14 protein-coding genes are annotated in these 15,269 nt (G+C 68.9%); 4 read left to right on the plus strand and 10 right to left on the minus strand.

Annotation, left to right across the window (positions count from 1 at the left end):
- Both ACMV5O_RS14645 and ACMV5O_RS14650 read right to left on the minus strand, forming a co-directional pair.
- Positions 1-1,065 carry an ABC transporter permease gene (locus ACMV5O_RS14645; protein ID WP_416164146.1) on the minus strand — a complete coding sequence of 355 codons (1,065 nt, stop codon included), beginning with the start codon at positions 1,063-1,065 and terminating at the stop codon, positions 1-3.
- Positions 1,058-2,635: an ABC transporter ATP-binding protein gene (locus ACMV5O_RS14650; protein WP_416164147.1), complete on the minus strand. Its 1,578-nt coding sequence runs from the start codon at positions 2,633-2,635 to the stop codon at positions 1,058-1,060. Before ACMV5O_RS14650 ends, ACMV5O_RS14645 begins: the two co-directional genes overlap by 8 nt.
- 358 nt (positions 2,636-2,993) lie before the next feature.
- Between ACMV5O_RS14650 and ACMV5O_RS14655 the strand changes: the two genes are divergently transcribed.
- Positions 2,994-3,377 (plus strand): hypothetical protein, encoded by a 384-nt coding sequence (locus tag ACMV5O_RS14655; RefSeq protein WP_416164148.1) that lies wholly within the window; start codon positions 2,994-2,996, stop codon positions 3,375-3,377.
- A gap of 29 nt (positions 3,378-3,406) precedes the next feature.
- Here the strand turns inward: ACMV5O_RS14655 and ACMV5O_RS14660 are convergent, their stop codons facing one another.
- From ACMV5O_RS14660 to ACMV5O_RS14680, 5 genes are all read right to left on the minus strand, one after another.
- The gene (locus ACMV5O_RS14660; RefSeq protein ID WP_416164149.1) at positions 3,407-4,258 is read right to left on the minus strand and encodes a sel1 repeat family protein; all 852 of its coding nucleotides are present in this window, start codon (positions 4,256-4,258) and stop codon (positions 3,407-3,409) included.
- Between the two features lie 16 nt (positions 4,259-4,274).
- Positions 4,275-4,565 carry a hypothetical protein gene (locus ACMV5O_RS14665; RefSeq protein WP_416164150.1) on the minus strand — a complete coding sequence of 97 codons (291 nt, stop codon included), beginning with the start codon at positions 4,563-4,565 and terminating at the stop codon, positions 4,275-4,277.
- Between the two features lie 76 nt (positions 4,566-4,641).
- Positions 4,642-7,515, minus strand: a complete 2,874-nt coding sequence (locus tag ACMV5O_RS14670; protein WP_416164151.1) for an adenosylcobalamin-dependent ribonucleoside-diphosphate reductase — start codon at positions 7,513-7,515, stop codon at positions 4,642-4,644.
- Positions 7,516-7,698: 183 nt separating this feature from the next.
- Positions 7,699-8,580 (minus strand): HDOD domain-containing protein, encoded by an 882-nt coding sequence (locus ACMV5O_RS14675; protein ID WP_416164152.1) that lies wholly within the window; start codon positions 8,578-8,580, stop codon positions 7,699-7,701.
- Between the two features lie 28 nt (positions 8,581-8,608).
- Positions 8,609-9,610, minus strand: a complete 1,002-nt coding sequence (locus tag ACMV5O_RS14680) for a cation diffusion facilitator family transporter (protein WP_416164153.1) — start codon at positions 9,608-9,610, stop codon at positions 8,609-8,611.
- 206 nt (positions 9,611-9,816) lie between these two features.
- On the opposite strand from ACMV5O_RS14680, the gene ACMV5O_RS14685 reads away from it, so the two are divergent.
- A complete protein-coding gene (locus tag ACMV5O_RS14685; RefSeq protein ID WP_416164154.1) occupies positions 9,817-10,668 on the plus strand; it encodes an endonuclease/exonuclease/phosphatase family protein in 852 nt (283 codons plus the stop codon).
- A 42-nt stretch (positions 10,669-10,710) separates the two neighbouring features.
- On the opposite strand, the gene ACMV5O_RS14690 is transcribed toward ACMV5O_RS14685, so the two are convergent.
- The 3 genes from ACMV5O_RS14690 to ACMV5O_RS14700 form a co-directional block, all read right to left on the minus strand.
- Entirely contained in the window at positions 10,711-11,523 is an 813-nt protein-coding gene (locus ACMV5O_RS14690; RefSeq protein ID WP_416164155.1) for a DUF2189 domain-containing protein, read from the minus strand.
- 56 nt (positions 11,524-11,579) lie between these two features.
- Positions 11,580-12,374: an alpha/beta fold hydrolase gene (locus ACMV5O_RS14695; protein ID WP_416164156.1), complete on the minus strand. Its 795-nt coding sequence runs from the start codon at positions 12,372-12,374 to the stop codon at positions 11,580-11,582.
- A 105-nt stretch (positions 12,375-12,479) separates the two neighbouring features.
- A complete protein-coding gene (locus ACMV5O_RS14700; RefSeq protein WP_416164157.1) occupies positions 12,480-12,692 on the minus strand; it encodes a YdcH family protein in 213 nt (70 codons plus the stop codon).
- 185 nt (positions 12,693-12,877) lie between these two features.
- Here ACMV5O_RS14700 and greB point away from each other — a divergent pair, with 185 nt between their 5' ends.
- A complete protein-coding gene (gene greB, locus ACMV5O_RS14705) occupies positions 12,878-13,441 on the plus strand; it encodes a transcription elongation factor GreB (protein WP_416164158.1) in 564 nt (187 codons plus the stop codon).
- Between the two features lie 152 nt (positions 13,442-13,593).
- The gene (locus ACMV5O_RS14710) at positions 13,594-15,225 is read left to right on the plus strand and encodes a methyl-accepting chemotaxis protein (RefSeq protein ID WP_416164159.1); all 1,632 of its coding nucleotides are present in this window, start codon (positions 13,594-13,596) and stop codon (positions 15,223-15,225) included.
- The last annotated feature ends 44 nt before the right edge of the window (positions 15,226-15,269 follow it).

The following is a 15,269-nucleotide window of genomic DNA, read 5'->3' on the forward strand; positions in this document are numbered from 1 at the left end:
TCAGGCCGCGCGGCGGCGCAGCCGCAGGCGGTAGTGGATGAACACGTCCGAGCCGAGCAGGAAGAACAGCAACATGCCCTGGAAGACCATCGAGATCGAGCTCGGCAGGTTCAGGTATTGCTGGGCCTGCTCGCCACCGATGTAGAGCAAGGCCATCAGCAGGCTGGCGAGGAAGATGCCGAAGGCGTTCAACCGACCGACGAAGGCGACGATGATCGCGGCGAAGCCGTAGCCGCTGCCGATCTTGTCGGTGAGCTGGCCCATCGGGCCGGCCACCTCGCCCATGCCGGCCAGACCGGCCGCCGCCCCGCCCAGCAGGAGGCCGGTCCAGATCATGCGATGGGCGGAGAAGCCGGCATAGCGCGCAGCGTCGGGCGCCTCGCCGGCGACCCGCATGCGGAAGCCCGCATAGCTGCGGTTCATGAAGGCGTAGCCCGCGGCCAGCACGCCCAGCGCGAGCGCGAAGCCCATGTGCAGGCGGGTGCCCTCGAGCAGCACCGGCATCAGCGCGGCGTCGCCGAACATCTTGGTCTGCGGGAAGTTGAAGCCGTCCGGGTCCTTCCAGGGCCCGAACACCAGCCAGGAAACGAACAGCTGCGCCACATACACGAGCATCAGCGACACCAGGATCTCGTTGGCGTTGAAGCGGGTGCGCAGCAGCGCCGGGATGCCCGCCCAGGCCGCGCCACCGAGGGCACCGGCCACGATCATCGCCGGCAGCAGCAAGGTGCTCTCGGAACCGTCGAAATACAGCGCGAGGCCGGTGGCCGCCACCGCGCCGAGCATGAACTGGCCTTCGGCGCCGATGTTCCACACATTGGCGCGAAAGCCGATCGCCAGGCCGGTCGCGCACAGCATCAGCGGCGTGGCCTTGAGCAGCAGCTCCGAGACGCTGTACAGATCCCTGACCGGGTTGAGGAAGAAGATGCGGAAGCCTTCCACCGGGTCCTTGCCCAGCGCCGCGAACACCAGCATGCCGCCGGCGAGCATCAGCACCACCGCCAGCAGCGGCGACAGCCAGGACATCAGCCGCGAGGGTTCGGCGCGGGCTTCGAGTTCAAGCATGCGACGAGTCCATGCGAGCGGACGCGCTTGCCGGGTCGGCACCCGGCCACATCCCGCTCATCCAGACGCCGATGTCTTCCACCGTGGTCTCGGCGGCAGGACGCGTGGGCGAAAGCCGGCCCTTGGCGATGACGGCGATGCGGTCGCAGAGCTCGAACAGCTCGTCGAGCTCTTCCGAGATCACCAGCACCGCGCAGCCGCGGTCGCGCAGGTCGATCAGCGCCTGGCGGATGAAGGCGGCGGCGCCCACGTCCACGCCCCAGGTGGGCTGGGCGCACACCAGCAGCTTGGGCGCCTGCAGGATCTCGCGGCCGACGATGAACTTCTGCAGGTTGCCGCCCGACAGCGACTTGGCCGCCGCGCCCGGCCCGCCGCACTTGACGTTGAAGGCCTCGATGCAGCGCTGGGCGAAGGCGCGCGCGCGGCCGCTGCGCAGGAAGCCGCCGGCCAGCAGACCCTGGCTGTGGGCGGCGGTGAGCAGCGCATTGTCGGTGAGCGACAGGCCCGGCACGGCGCCGCGGCCGAGGCGCTCCTCGGGTACGAAGGCGAGGCCGAGCCTGCGCCGCTGCCCGGGGCTGAGGCGGCCGGCCTCGACGCCGCAGACCTGCACGGGGAATTTCTCGCTCAGCGGCTCCTCGCCGGAAATCGCGCGCAGCAGCTCCTGCTGGCCGTTGCCCGACACGCCGGCGATGCCGACGATCTCGCCGGCGCGCACATCGAGGTGGATGTCCTCGAGGTCGGTGCCGAAAGGGTCGTCAGAGGCGTGCGACAGGCCGGCCAGGCGCAGGCGCAGTTCGCCATCGGTCTTCGCCGCGCCGTGTTCGCAGTGCGGCAGGTCCTTGCCGATCATCAGCCGCGCCATCGAGGCGGGCGTCTCCTGCGCCGGAATGCATTCGCCGCTGACCTTGCCGCCGCGCAGCACGGTGGCGGTGTGGCACAAGGCCTGGATCTCGTCGAGCTTGTGGCTGATGTAGAGGATGGTGCAGCCCTCGGCCGACAACTGGCGCAGGGTCTCGAACAGGGTGCGCACCGCCTGCGGGGTGAGCACCGAGGTGGGCTCGTCCATGATCAGCAGGCGCGGGTTCTGCAGCAGGCAGCGGATGATCTCGACGCGCTGGCGCTCGCCGACCGACAGCGCGTGGATGTGGCGGCGCGGATCGACCGGCAGGCCGTAGCGCGCCGAGACCTCGGTGATGCGCTGCGCCAGGGCGTCCAGCGCCGGCTTGCCGGGCAGGGCGAGCGCCACGTTTTCCGCCACGGTGAGCGTTTCGAACAGCGAGAAATGCTGGAACACCATGCCGATGCCGAGATTGCGCGCATGGGCGGGGTTGGCAACCTGGACTTCCTGACCTTCCCAGATGATCTGGCCGGCGCTCGGGCGGGTGACGCCGTAGATCATCTTCATCAGCGTCGACTTGCCTGCGCCGTTCTCGCCGAGCACGGCGCGGATCTCGCCCGGCTGCACCATCAGGTCGACATTGTCATTGGCCACCACGGCCGGATAGACCTTGCTGATGCCCTTCAGCACGAGGCGCGGGCCGGGCGCAGCGGGGGGCGGGCGGAGGGTCATCGTCGACGTGGGGCGGCTGAGGGAGCGGGGTCAGGCGTGGCGCGGGCCTGGGCGGTCGGGCGTTGGCCACGGGTTACGACTGCACGATACGCGCTGGAGCGCGCCCGCGGCAAGCCGCAGAAACCACAGTGCGCCGGCGCGGCTTGGCGGGCTTTGATTAGCTGGGCTTATGTGGGGGATTGGAATGTTCGAATGGGCGTTCTAGGGATTCCTGCTACACTGCCGCCATTGATGTTGCGGTGCAGCAGCGTTTGCCGTGTGCCGGCCGCCCGAATCCGCCGCGACCACCACCAGGAGAAGTGCTGTGTCGCGCCCGGCGCATGCAGCCGCCCCGAACGCTTTCTCAAGGACCGAAACTATGACCTCGATCATTCGCCCTCGCTCGCTCGCCCTTGCCGCCGTCGCGGCCGTCTCCTTTGCCGGCGCCCTGTCTGCCGCGCACGCCCAGCCGGACGGCCCCGTCCAGCTCGCCCTGGCTGCGCCTGGCGATCAGGTCATGCGCGCCGAGGCCGCGCGCCCGCTGGCGGTGATGCTCGACCAGCCCAGCGGCGGGCGCTTCGTCTATCTGCCCGAGCAGGGCTGGACCTTCGCCGGCCGCCAGGCCGATGCGGCCGAAACCGCCACGGTAGCCGATGCCGGCCAGCCGGTGAGTGTGTTCATCGACCAGCCGACCGGCTTCGTGTTCACCTACAAGGTCGCGGAGGGCTGGGTCTTCGCCGGCACGCTCGGCAAGGCGGACTGATCCCCCGCTCGGCGACGGCCGACCCGGCCTCAATTGCCGCCCGATGCAAGGCTCGAGGCGGCGGCATCCTGCTCATCCGCTTGCGTGCCGCCGGCCAGGGCCTCCTCCAGCTCAAGCGATAGCGCCTGGGCGCGCTTGAGTTCTTCCGGCGTGAGCTTGATGGCGACGCTGTCACGCTCGTGCACGCCTTCCATGTTCAGGGCGGCGGCGGCGCGGTTGAACCACACGTAGGCCATCACCGCGTCCTGCGTCATGCCGATGCCGCTGCGATGCAGCCGGCCGTACTCGACCATGCCTTCGGGGTCTCCCGCCTCGGCGGCGGCGGCGATCCAGCGCGCGGCGAGCTCGTAGTTTTGCGTGATGCCGACGCCACTGCGATAGAGCTTGCCGAGCAGGATCATCGCCCCGGTGTGCCCGCCTTCGGAGGCGCGCTTGAGCCAGCCCAGGGCCTCGAGCGTGGCTTCCTTGCCGCGCGCGGTGTTGAGCAGCGCAGCGCGGCCAAGCCGATACTGGGCCTCGAGGTCTCCGCCTTGTGCCGCCTCCACGCTCGGACCCGTCTCGTTGCCCGAGGCGATGCCCGCCCCGCCGTCCGGCCCGTTTGCCGCCAGCGGATGGATGCCGTCGTCGTCGGCCAGCATCCAGGCCGTGCCGCCGGCGACCAGGCTCAGCGCGATCAGCACTACCACGGCCGCCGCCAGCGTCAAGCCACGACGGCTCGCCAGCGCCCCTGCCCGCGCCGCGACGAAGCGGTGGGCGCACGTCAGGCAACGATAGGGGTGGCGGCCGGGGTTGTCCGTCTTCTCCTGGTGCGATCGCCAGCGCGATTCGCGGCAATCGGTCGAGCCGCACTTGGGGCAGCTCAGGAGCTTCGATCCACTCATGCTCGGCCCGCTCCGCTCAGCTTTTCCAGATCCACATGATCGCGACCACCGCCAGCACCACGAACAAGGTGCTGCCACCGATGGCGGCGATCAATGGGTTGGCCTGCAGCAGGCGCCTGGGCACAGGGCTGTAGAAGCGGTGTACGCAGGACATGCAGCGCCAGGCGCGCTCGCCCTTGTGCTCGCGCTGCTCGTCGTCGGAGCGCCAGGGGGATTCACGACAGTCGGTACCGTCGCAACGGGGGCAGGTCGGCATGGGACAGAGCAAGGCACTTGCCCGCACCGATGGGGCGGGCAGTTGCTTCATGTAGTTATCGGCGAGTCGCATTATTGCAGAGTTGCGACCCGCCGACACCGACCATGGACACTGCGGCGGATGATCCTCAGCCGCAGGTCCCCACCGCGCCGCAGGCGGTGCAGAAGTCGCAGCCGTCCTTGCGGATCACCGTGTGGTTGCCGCACTCGGTGCACAGCGCGCCCTGCATCAGCTTGGGCTCGTTGTCGTCGCGCGGCGACTCGAGGATGCCCATCTCGCGCGTCGGGTAGCCCTTCTCGTCCAGCACGCCGAGCATGGCGTAGCGATGGATGATGAGCTGCGCCAGATAGGCCACCGTGCTGGGCCAGTTCTGCTGGCGGCGGGTGCCGGGCACGAAGGCCATGAAGTCGCCCAGGGGCTCGGGGTAGTCGAGCAGCTTTCTCAGCTTCATGCCGATCCAGGCCGGGTCCATCACGCGCATGTCGAGCGACAGGATGCGGGTCAGGCCGTCCAGCGCGCGCGGGTAGTTGCCCGACAGCCACACCGAGTACGGGCGGGTGACGCCGTCCGGCAGGGTGATCTCCTTGAGGCCGAGGACGAAGTCCTCACCGGTGGCCGGGTTGTAGATGTCCACCGTCCACGACAGCGTGCCATCGGTGCCGGTCTTGGGCTCTTCGAGGCTGAACAGGGTGTCGAGCACGCCGTTGGTTTCGTCTTCCTTGTCGAACACGCCGAGCTTTTCGCAGCGGTAGTTCACCACCTGGGCGAAGGCCGACACCACGCCGGGCACCAGCTTCTTCTCGCCGTGCGGCGGGAAGGGCATCTCGAAGGAGCGCTCGCCCACGGTGCGGGCCAGGGTGTCGAGCTTCAACTTGAGCCAGCCGCGGTCGTTGGCGCGCATGTCCATCGACAGGGTCTTGGCCACCGCACCCAGGCCGCGCGGCTGGTCGGCGCCGTTCACCCACACCTCGAACGGGAAGCTGCCGCCGTTGTTGCCCACCTGACCGACGAAGAGCGCGAAGCCGCCGGTCGGGGTGTTGAGCATGTAGGTCCACGCCAGGTTGCCATCGGGCAGGTCCGGACGGCCGGGCCAGCGCAGGCTCGAGAGCACCGGGGCGGGCAGGTTCTTGATCGACAGGCGCTTGTTGGCGTCGGCGATCTCGACGTCGTGCGGCTGCTTCTGCTCGGTGGTCGGGGTGACCGACAGCACGGAGCCGAGCACGTTGTTGGGGCGATAGGTGGCAAGACCCTTGAGGCCGGCCTTCCAGGCGGTGAGGTAGAGGTCCTCGAACTCGGCGTAGGGGTAGTCCTCGGGCACGTTCACCGTCTTGGAGATGGAGGTGTCGATGTACGGGGCGACCGCGGCGACCATGTCCTTGTGCGCCTGCGCGGAGATCTCCAGCGCGGTGACGAAGGATTCGGGCAGCTTGTCGACGTTGCCGCCGAGGTGCTTGTACAGGCGCCAGGCGTAGTCCTCGACCGCGTACTCCTTGAAGGTGCCGTCGGCCATGCGCTTGCGGCGGGTGTAGGTGTAGGAGAAGGGCGGCTCGATGCCGTTGGAGGCGTTGTCGGCGAAGGCCAGGCTGATGGTGCCGGTGGGCGCGATCGACAGCAGGTGCGAGTTGCGGATGCCGTTCTTGCGGATCTTGTCCTTCACTTCGGCTGGCAGGCGCGAGGCGAAGTTGCCGCCCGACAGGTAGAGGTCGGCGTTGAACAGCGGGAAGGCGCCGCGCTCGCGGGCCAGCTCGCTTGAAGCCAGGTAGGCGCGGTTGCGCATGAACTCGGAGATCTTGCGCGCTTCCTCGCGTGCCTCGGTGGTGTCGTAGCGCAGGCCGAGCATGATCAGCGCGTCACCCAGGCCGGTGAAGCCCAGGCCCACGCGGCGCTTGGACTGCGCTTCGGCGTGCTGCTGCTCGAGCGGCCAGTGGGTGGCTTCGAGCACGTTGTCGAGCATGCGGATGGAGACGTCGACCACCTTGCCGAAGCCGGCGTAGTCGAACTCGGCCTTGTCGGTGAACGGGTTCTTGACGAAGGGCGTCAGGTTGATCGAGCCCAGGCAGCAGCAGCCGTAGGGCGGCAGCGGCTGTTCGGCGCAGGGGTTGGTGGCCTCGATGGTCTCGCAGTAATACAGGTTGTTGTCCTGGTTCATGCGGTCGAGGAACAGGATGCCCGGCTCGGCGTGGTCGTAGGTCGAGCGCATGACCTGGTCCCACAGCTCGCGTGCGCGCACCTTCCGGTACACCCACAGGCCGTCGTCGCGCTGGTAGGCGCCGGCTTCCTTCAGTTCTTCGGTGGGCTCGGCCTTGTGCACCAGCTCGACGTCGCCGTCGGCCTCGACGGCTTGCATGAAGGGGTCGGTGACCCCGACCGAGATGTTGAAGTTGGTGAGGTCGCCTTCATCCTTGGCGTGGATGAATTCCTCGATGTCCGGGTGGTCGCAGCGCAGCACGCCCATCTGCGCGCCGCGGCGGGCACCGGCGGATTCCACCGTCTCGCACGAGCGGTCGAACACGCGCATGTAGGACACCGGGCCGGAGGCGTTCGACGCCGTGCCCTTGACCAGCGCGCCCTTGGGGCGGATGGACGAGAAGTCGTAGCCGACGCCGCCGCCGCGGCGCATGGTCTCGGCGGCCTGGGCGAGCGCGGTGTAGATGCCGGGGCGGCCGTCGACGGCCTCGGTCACCGAGTCGCCGACCGGCTGCACGAAGCAGTTGATCAGCGTGGCGGCCAGCGTGGTGCCTGCGGCGCTGTTGATGCGGCCGGCGGGCACGAAACCTTTTTCCTGCGCCTCGAGGAACTTGGCTTCCCAGTGGCTGCGCTTGTCTTCGTTCTCGACGGCGGCGAGCGCACGCGCGACGCGGCGGCGCACTTCGGCGACGGTCTGCTCGTCGCCCTTGGCGTATTTCTCGACGAGAACCTCGCCGGAGATCTCCTGCATCGGCAGGTTGGCGGCGGAGGCTTTGGCGGTGTTCAGGGTGGACGCGCTGGTGGTCTCGCTCATCTTTTTCTTCATCCGTGGTGGGTCGTGGAACGGACTGAAGAATAGCGCGGAAAACCTGTTTTCGCAAAAAAATAAAAACGAATAAAAACAGAGGCTTATAAAAATTTGTTGTGCTATGAACTTTTGTTATCCACTAGATGTAGTAGGGAAAAGCGTGGGGTCTTGGGCGCAAAATCCTAGTGTTTACGCGGGTTTGGGCGGTGTCCGGGCGGGCCTGGCCGTGGTCGGGAAGAACAGCGCAAGGTAGGCCGCCAGGTTGAGCTCGGCTTCCTCGCGAATGCCCGCGAGCTGTTCGGGTGCGAGGCCGAGCAGTTCCCAGGTCCCGGCGTCGATCTGCGCGGCGGCCTCGGCGCTGGCCCTGTTCGCGGCTTCGGCGCCGACGATGCAGCGTGACAGGCTGAGCACGGCGGCATCGACGCTGAACTCTCCGCCCAGGCGGGGGCGCAACTGGGTGCCGATCGCGCCGGCGAAGCAGGGCGGCAACTGCCAGCGGTCGGCCAGCGCAGCGCCGATCTCGGCGAAGTCGCAGCCAACGATCCGCCGCTCGGCAGCGTCGAGCGTCTCGTCGCCGTGGCTGGCTGCAGCGAGGGCTTCGGCTGCCAGTTCGGGCACGGTCTGGTACAGCACCAGGTGACCGACGTCCGCGAGCAGACCGATCACGAACAGGCGCTCGCTGCTCGGCATCTGTGCCTGACGCGCGGCAGCGCGGCTGGCAAGGCCGTTGAGCACACTGTTGCGCCAGAAGCGGCGCATGTCGAGCTGCGCCGGGCACACCCCGGCAAAGACCGCATGCAGCGACATCGCCAGCACCAGATCGTGCACCTGCTGCAGGCCAAGCAACTGCACGGCACGGTCGACGGAGTCGATGCGGGCGCGGTGGCCGAACATCGCGCTATTGACCAGCCTCAACAGCCTGGCGGTGAGGGCCGGGTCGGCGGCGACCAGGCGGGCGACCTCGGCGGCCGAGCCGGTGGGCGATTCGAGCTGCGCGCGCACCCGATCATAGACATCGGGGAGTGAGGTGAGGGCTTCAATCTGGCTGACCAGTTCCTGCGCGGAGTGCATGGGGCGCGTCCTGTGCGTGATGGGGGGATTATCCCTGAGCACTGCGCCCGCGCGAGGCGCGTGGCGAAAACACCAGCGGCTGCGCGGGTGGGAGCTCGGGCTGCAGCGTCACATGCTCGATGCCGAAGCGCTCGTGCAGCAGGGCGCGCAAGGCGGCCAGCACTGCCGGCCAGCGCCGTGCGTCGGCAAGCACCACATGGGCGGAGAGCGCGATACGGCGCGAGTCCAGGCTCCAGATGTGCAGATCATGCACCGAACGCACGTCGGGCACCGCGGCCATGGCGCGCCCGACATCCGGCAGCGAGACGGCGTCGGGCACCCCCTCGAGCAGGGTATGCACCACGCGTCGCAGCAGGCTCAGGGTCGAGAACAGGATCAGCCCGCAGATCAGCATCGTCAGCAGCGGGTCGATCGGCGTCCAGCCGCTGAACTGAATCACCAGCCCCGATGCGAGCGCGGCCACCGAGCCGAGCAGGTCGCCCATCACGTGCAGCAGTGCGCCGCGGGTGTTGAGGTCGGCCTCGCCGCGGGTGAGCAGCCAGGCGACGACGAGGTTGAGCACCAGCCCGCCGAGCGCGACCACGATCACGGCCTCGCCGAGAATGGGGCGCGGTTCGAGCAGGCGGTCCATGGCGTGCCAGACGAGGCCGCCGACCACGGCCAGCATCAGCAGGCTGTTGACCAGCGCCGCCAGCGCCTCGACACGGCGCAGGCCATAGGAGTGGCGGTGGCTCGGTGCGCGCTGGGCGACGCGCGCGGCGATCGCGGCCAGCCCGAGCGACATGGCGTCGGTGAGCATGTGGGCGGCGTCGCCGAGCAGCGCGAGCGAGCCCGACCACCAGCCCGCGATTGCCTCGACCGCGGCAAAGCCGAGGGTCAGCGCCAGCGCCAGCGGCAGGAAGCGGCTGGCGCTGTGGTCATGGTGGTGGTGTGGGTGGCCGTGATCGTGACTGCGGTGCAGATGGCCATGACCGTGCCCGTGGTCGTGATCATGGTCCTCGTGGTGCTCCTGGCCGTACGCCTTTGGCATCGAAACGCATCCTGTGGATCGCAAGGCTCCGATTATGCCCCCGCTGGGCGGGCAGGGATGAACCCCGGCGCGGCGATCAGGGCTCGAGCGCGCAGGCCGGCGGGACGCGAGGGGCGCGAGACGAAGTTCGGGCATCGAGGCAGAATCGCATCTTCTGGCGCGACGGCCGCGGAGAGCGCAGGTCGCGCATTCCCGGGGGAGACGACATGAAAGTGCTGAGCTGGAACATTCAGTGGGGCCGTGGGGCCGATGGCCGCGTCGATCTGGCGCGCACGGTGGCCGCGATCCGCGCCGCGGGCAGCTTCGACGTGATCTGCCTGCAGGAGGTGGCGTCGAACTTTCCCGGCCTGCCTGGTGGTGTGCGCGAGGATGGCGTGGCGCTGCTGACGGCGGCCTTTGCCGGCCATGAGGCGGTGTTCGGCGCCGGCCTGGAAGTGCCCGATGGAAGCGGTGGTCGGGCTCGCTTCGGCAACCTGATCCTGTCGCGCCTGCCGGTGGGTCAGGTTTTCCGCCACCTGCTGCCCGCGCCGGCGGACGCGACGGTGCCGAGCATGCAGCGCGTGTGTGTCGAGGCGGTGGTGACGGCCGCCTTCGGGCCGCTGCGCATCATGACCACGCATCTGGAGTACTACTCGCAGCGCCAGCGCCGCGCCCAGGTCGAGGCCTTGCGTGCGCTGCAGTGCGAGGCGGCGGGGCAGGCGGTGGCGCCGGCGGCGGGCAAGGAATCGAACCCGGCTTTCGCCGCGTGGCCGCGGCCGGCCGCGGCGGTGCTGTGCGGCGATTTCAACTGCGAACCCGGCTCGGATGAGCACCGCCGTATGCAGGTGGCCCTGGACGGCGGCCTGCCGAGCTGGCAGGACGCGTGGCTGGCGCTGCATCCCGACCGCGAACATTCGCCGAGTGTCGGCCTGCATGGCGCCGACTGGCCCGATCGCGCCTACTGCTGCGACTTCTTCTTCGTCAGCACCGACCTCGCGCCGCGCTTGCGCGCCCTGCGCGTGGTGGCCGACACGCCGGCCTCCGACCACCAGCCGGTGGTGCTGGAACTGGCCGACTGAGCGCTGGTGCCGCGGGCCTGCACCGGCGGCGCGCCGCGGCGGTCATGCCGGGTCGAGCGGCTCGATGAGGTCGCGATAGGCATGCCAGGTGGCGTGGCCGAGCAGGGGCATGACCACGATCAGACCGACGTGGAAGCTGATGAAGCCGATCAGCGTCAGGCTGACGATCACGAAGGCCCACACCAGCATCGGTGCGGGATTGGTCAGCAGCGCGTTGAAGCTGGCGATCATGGCACTGACCGCGTCCTGATTGCGGTCGAGCATCAGCGGGATGGACACCACGCTGGCGGCAAAGGCGACGAAGGCGAAGATGAAGCCGACGCCGAAATACGCGGCCAGGAATTCGAGGTTCTCGAGGCTTGCGACCTGGCCGAGAAAGTCGGACACCGAAGGCAGTTCGTTGGTGTAGAAGAGCGCGAACACGATCATCGAGGCGCGCGCCCAGACCAGGAAGACGACGCCGAGCACGACTGCGAACACACCGATGTTGCCGGCATTGCGCCGCCATACGGTGAGCGTCGGTGCCAGCCGCGGCGGCTCGCCCCGCTCGCGCCGGCGGCTGATCTCGTACAGGCCCATCGCGAGCAGGGGGCCGATGAGCAGGAAACCGGCCGTGAGCGCCGAGGTGTACTCGTAGGCGCGGCGAAACACCATGGTGATCAACAGGCCCATGCCCGCGAGACAGAAGCCATAGAACAGGCTGGGGATCGGGCAGGCCTTGAGGTCGCGCGCGCCGCGCCCGATCCAGCGCAGCGGCGCACCGATCGATACCTCGCGCACGCGCGGGAAGGGCGGGCCCGGGTCGTCGTCCTTGCGGCCGTCGACCCGGGGTGGGGCATCGTTGTGCATCGCCATGCGTTTCTCCTGTGGGGGGCTGCTGGACTGCCGAGCGGGGCCTGCCTTTCTGCCAGCTAGGCTTGTGCCCGCAGGGCCTGGATCAGTGCGTCGGGTGCTTCCTGCATCATGGCGTGCCCGCAGCGGGCAAGCACGACCAGGTGCGCCGGACAGGCGCCGGCCTGCAGTGCGGCGAGCAGTGGCTGGGCGCCCTCGGCCGACGTCATGCGATCGAGCTCACCACACACCAGCAGGGTCGGGCAGCGGATGCGACCCGCGGCGGCGAGGCCGGCCTGCCAGGCGTTGCAGGCCGCGAGATCGGCACCGAGCGTCTGACCGCCCTGTTGCTGCATGCGGGCGAGGTTGTCTGCAGCGAGGGCGAGGCGTCGCGCCTCGCCGAGGACTTCGGCGGGGGCAAAGGAGAACTTGTTGATCAGGGCCCAGGCGCGCTCGGGTTCGGCGTGCGCCGCTTCGAGCAGGAAGGGGGAGACCGGCATCGGCGCGCTGGTGCCGATGAGATAGAGCCCCTGCACGCATTGTGGCGCCGCGGCCGCAGTGGCGAGTGCAACCAAGGAGCCCATGCTGTGGCCGCCGATCCGGAACGTCTCGAGATGGAGTGCGTCAGCCAGCGCGAGGACCCAGTCGGCCATCGCTTCGATGCCTGCCAGCGGCGTGCCGGCGGACCCACCGTGCGCCGGCAGGTCGGGCGCGAACACCTGTTCGCCAGCCTCCGCCAGCCCGGCAGCGACTTCGTTCCATACGCCGTGGTCGTGGCCGGCGCCGTGGATCAGCAGCAGCGGCGAGGCTGAGGCGGACGGCGTGCCGTATTCATGCACGCTGACACGCTGTCCATTGACTTCGAGTTCTTTCATTGCAGGCATCGTCGCTTGTGACGCGAGTGGTGGGCGGTGGGGGCGGCAGGCGCCGGCGGGGAGCCCGCCAACGCGGGCTGCCGGGAGTGTCCGGGCAGGACGCGTTCAGGCCCGCTCGTCGGGTTCGAGCATGTGCTCGATGGCGGTGATGCGGTCCTTGAGCGCGAGCTTGCGCTTCTTGAGCCGGCGCAGCATCAGCTCGTCTTCGGACGGTGCCTCGGCCAGGCGGGCGATGGCCTCGTCCAGGTCGCGGTGTTCGAGGCGCAGTTCAGCCAGGCGGGAACGCAGGCTGGTCACTTCGTTGAAGGTTTCGTCCATCAGGCTCCCCTACCTCAGTCACGCTGGCGATCCGGTGCCGCGGCCCCGTTCATCGTGCCGGCAATGGTATGCGCGGGCGCAGTCAATGACAACTTCACATGTGCCCACCCCGCCGGGTCGCACGGCGTGGCGTGTGGCAGCCGGATTCCTTAACATGCGCGCTTCACGAACAGGGGGTGCAGCAAGTGAACAAGGCTTTCGTGAAAGAAGCTGACGGCAGCGCGGCGGACGAGGACGAAGAGGCCCTCGCCGCCGCGCCGCGCCTGCCGGCCGGCAGCAAGAACTACATGACGCGGCGGGGCTATGACGCCTTGCGCGTCGAACTCGACCAGCTCGTGCGCCTCGAGCGCCCCAAGCTGGTCGAGACCGTGGCCTGGGCCGCTGGCAACGGCGACCGCTCGGAGAACGGCGACTACATCTATGGCAAGAAGCGCCTGCGCGAGATCGATCGCCGCATCCGCTTCCTGATCAAGCGCATCGAGAGCGCCGAAGTGGTCGACCCGGAGCGCCAGCAGGGGCTGGAGCAGGTGTTCTTCGGCGCCACGCTGAGCTTCTGCGACCTCGAGACCGAGGAGGAGCAGACCTGGCAGATCGTTGGCGTGGACGAGGCCGACGCCACGCAGGGCCGGATCAGCTGGATCTCGCCCCTGGCGCGCGCGGTGCTCAAGGCCCGCGTGGGCGACGTGGTGCGTTTCCAGAGCCCGGCCGGGATGCGCGAGATCGAGATCGTCGACGTGCAGTATCTATAGCGGCGCCTGCAGCGGCGCGGCGCGGCGGAAATTCCTCAAGCTGGGCAGCCTGCGGCCGTAAGGCCAGAGGGTGAGGCGGGAGCGCGGTGAAAGACCGCGACTCGCGCCCGGCAGGGCGGTCAGCACGGATCGCCCATCGAGGAACGAGGGATATGAAGCTGAATTCGATGAAGGTCGGCCAACGGCTGGCACTGATCCTGGTGATCGCGCTGATTGGCATGCTCGCGCTGGCGTTTGCTGCGCTGCAAGGTAGCCGCACACAGATGGAAGAAGCCGCCGCGCGTGCGGTGCAGGGCCAGGTGGAGGTCGCCCATGGCCTCATCGCGCACTTCGAAGCGCTCGAGCGCGCCGGTGCAATGAGCCGTCGCGAGGCGCAGGAGGCGGCGCGGGCAGCGCTGCGCGGCCTGCGCTACCAGGGCAGCGAGTACTTCTGGGTCAACGACAGCCGTCCGGTGATGATCATGCACCCGGTGCGTCCCGAGCTGGAAGGCCAGTCGCTGGGCGACAGTCGTGATCCCAAGGGCAAGGCGCTGTTTGTCGAGTTCGTCCGTGTTGCGCAGGGCGAGGGCGCCGGTTTCGTCGATTACCTGTGGCCGAAGCCGGGTTCGGAGCAGCCGCAGCCGAAGCTGTCCTTCGTCAAGTATTTCCCGGCCTGGGACTGGATCGTCGGTACCGGTGTCTATGTGGATGACATCGATGACCGCTATGCGCGCGAGGCGCTCGGCTTCGCGGCCCTGGTCGGTGGCGCGCTGTTGCTGCTCGCGCTGATGGTGTGGCGGGTCATCCGCAGCATCACGCTGCAGCTCGGTGGCGAGCCCGGCTATGCCTCGGACATCATGAGCCGTGCCGCCGGTGGCGAACTGAACGTGGACGTGCGCGCCCGGGGCGGGCCGGACAGCCTGCTGGGCGCGCTGGCCTCGATGCTGCGCCAGATCAGCATGATGGTGCGCGACATCGGCCACAGCGCCGACCGCGTCACCGACAGTTCGCGCGAGATCGCCGGCGTGTCGCGCTCGGTTTCGGAAGCCTCGCTGTCGCAGACCGATGCCACCGCCTCGATCGCGGCGGCCATCGAGCAGATGACGGTCAGTGTCGAGCAGATCTCGGACAGCGCGCGCAGCGCCGAAGCGAACTCCTCGCGCAGCGCGGAGCTGGCACAGGACGGCGCCGGCAAGGCCGAGCGCGCGGCCGGCGAGATGCAGTCGATCGCCGCCACCGTGGGTGACGCCGCGCAGAAGATCAATGACCTGGTGAGCCGTGCCGATGAGGTCGGAACCATTGCCCATGTGATCAAGGAGATCGCCGGTCAGACCAATCTGCTCGCCCTCAACGCGGCGATCGAGGCGGCGCGGGCTGGCGAGCAGGGGCGCGGTTTCGCCGTCGTCGCCGACGAGGTGCGAGGCCTGGCCGAGCGCACCGCGTCCGCCACGGTGCAGATCGAGCAGGTCATCGCCGGCATCCAGAGCGAGACGCGGGCGACGGTGGCGGCGATGTCGACGGTGTCGACCCGGGTCGATAGCGGCGTCGGCCTGGTGATCGAGGCGACCGACTCCCTGCGCGAGATCCGCAGCGGCACCGAGGAGGCGCTGGGCCGGATTCGCGAGGTGGCGTACGCGACCAGCGAACAGAGCGCCGCGGCCACCGAGATTGCCCGCCGCGTCGAGCAGATCACGCGCATGGCCGAGGACACCAGCGGCGCGATGCGCGCGGTGGTGGCATCGGTCGAGCAGCTCGAGGGCCTGGCGGGCACGCTCAATGCGTCGGTCGGGCGCTTCCGCTGTTGAGTCGGGGGCGGGGGCGCAGGCTTGAAAATCACCCCGGCCGCCCC

Origin of the sequence: Thauera sp. WH-1, assembly GCF_047806685.1 — a bacterium.
In the GTDB taxonomy this organism is placed as follows: domain Bacteria; phylum Pseudomonadota; class Gammaproteobacteria; order Burkholderiales; family Rhodocyclaceae; genus Thauera.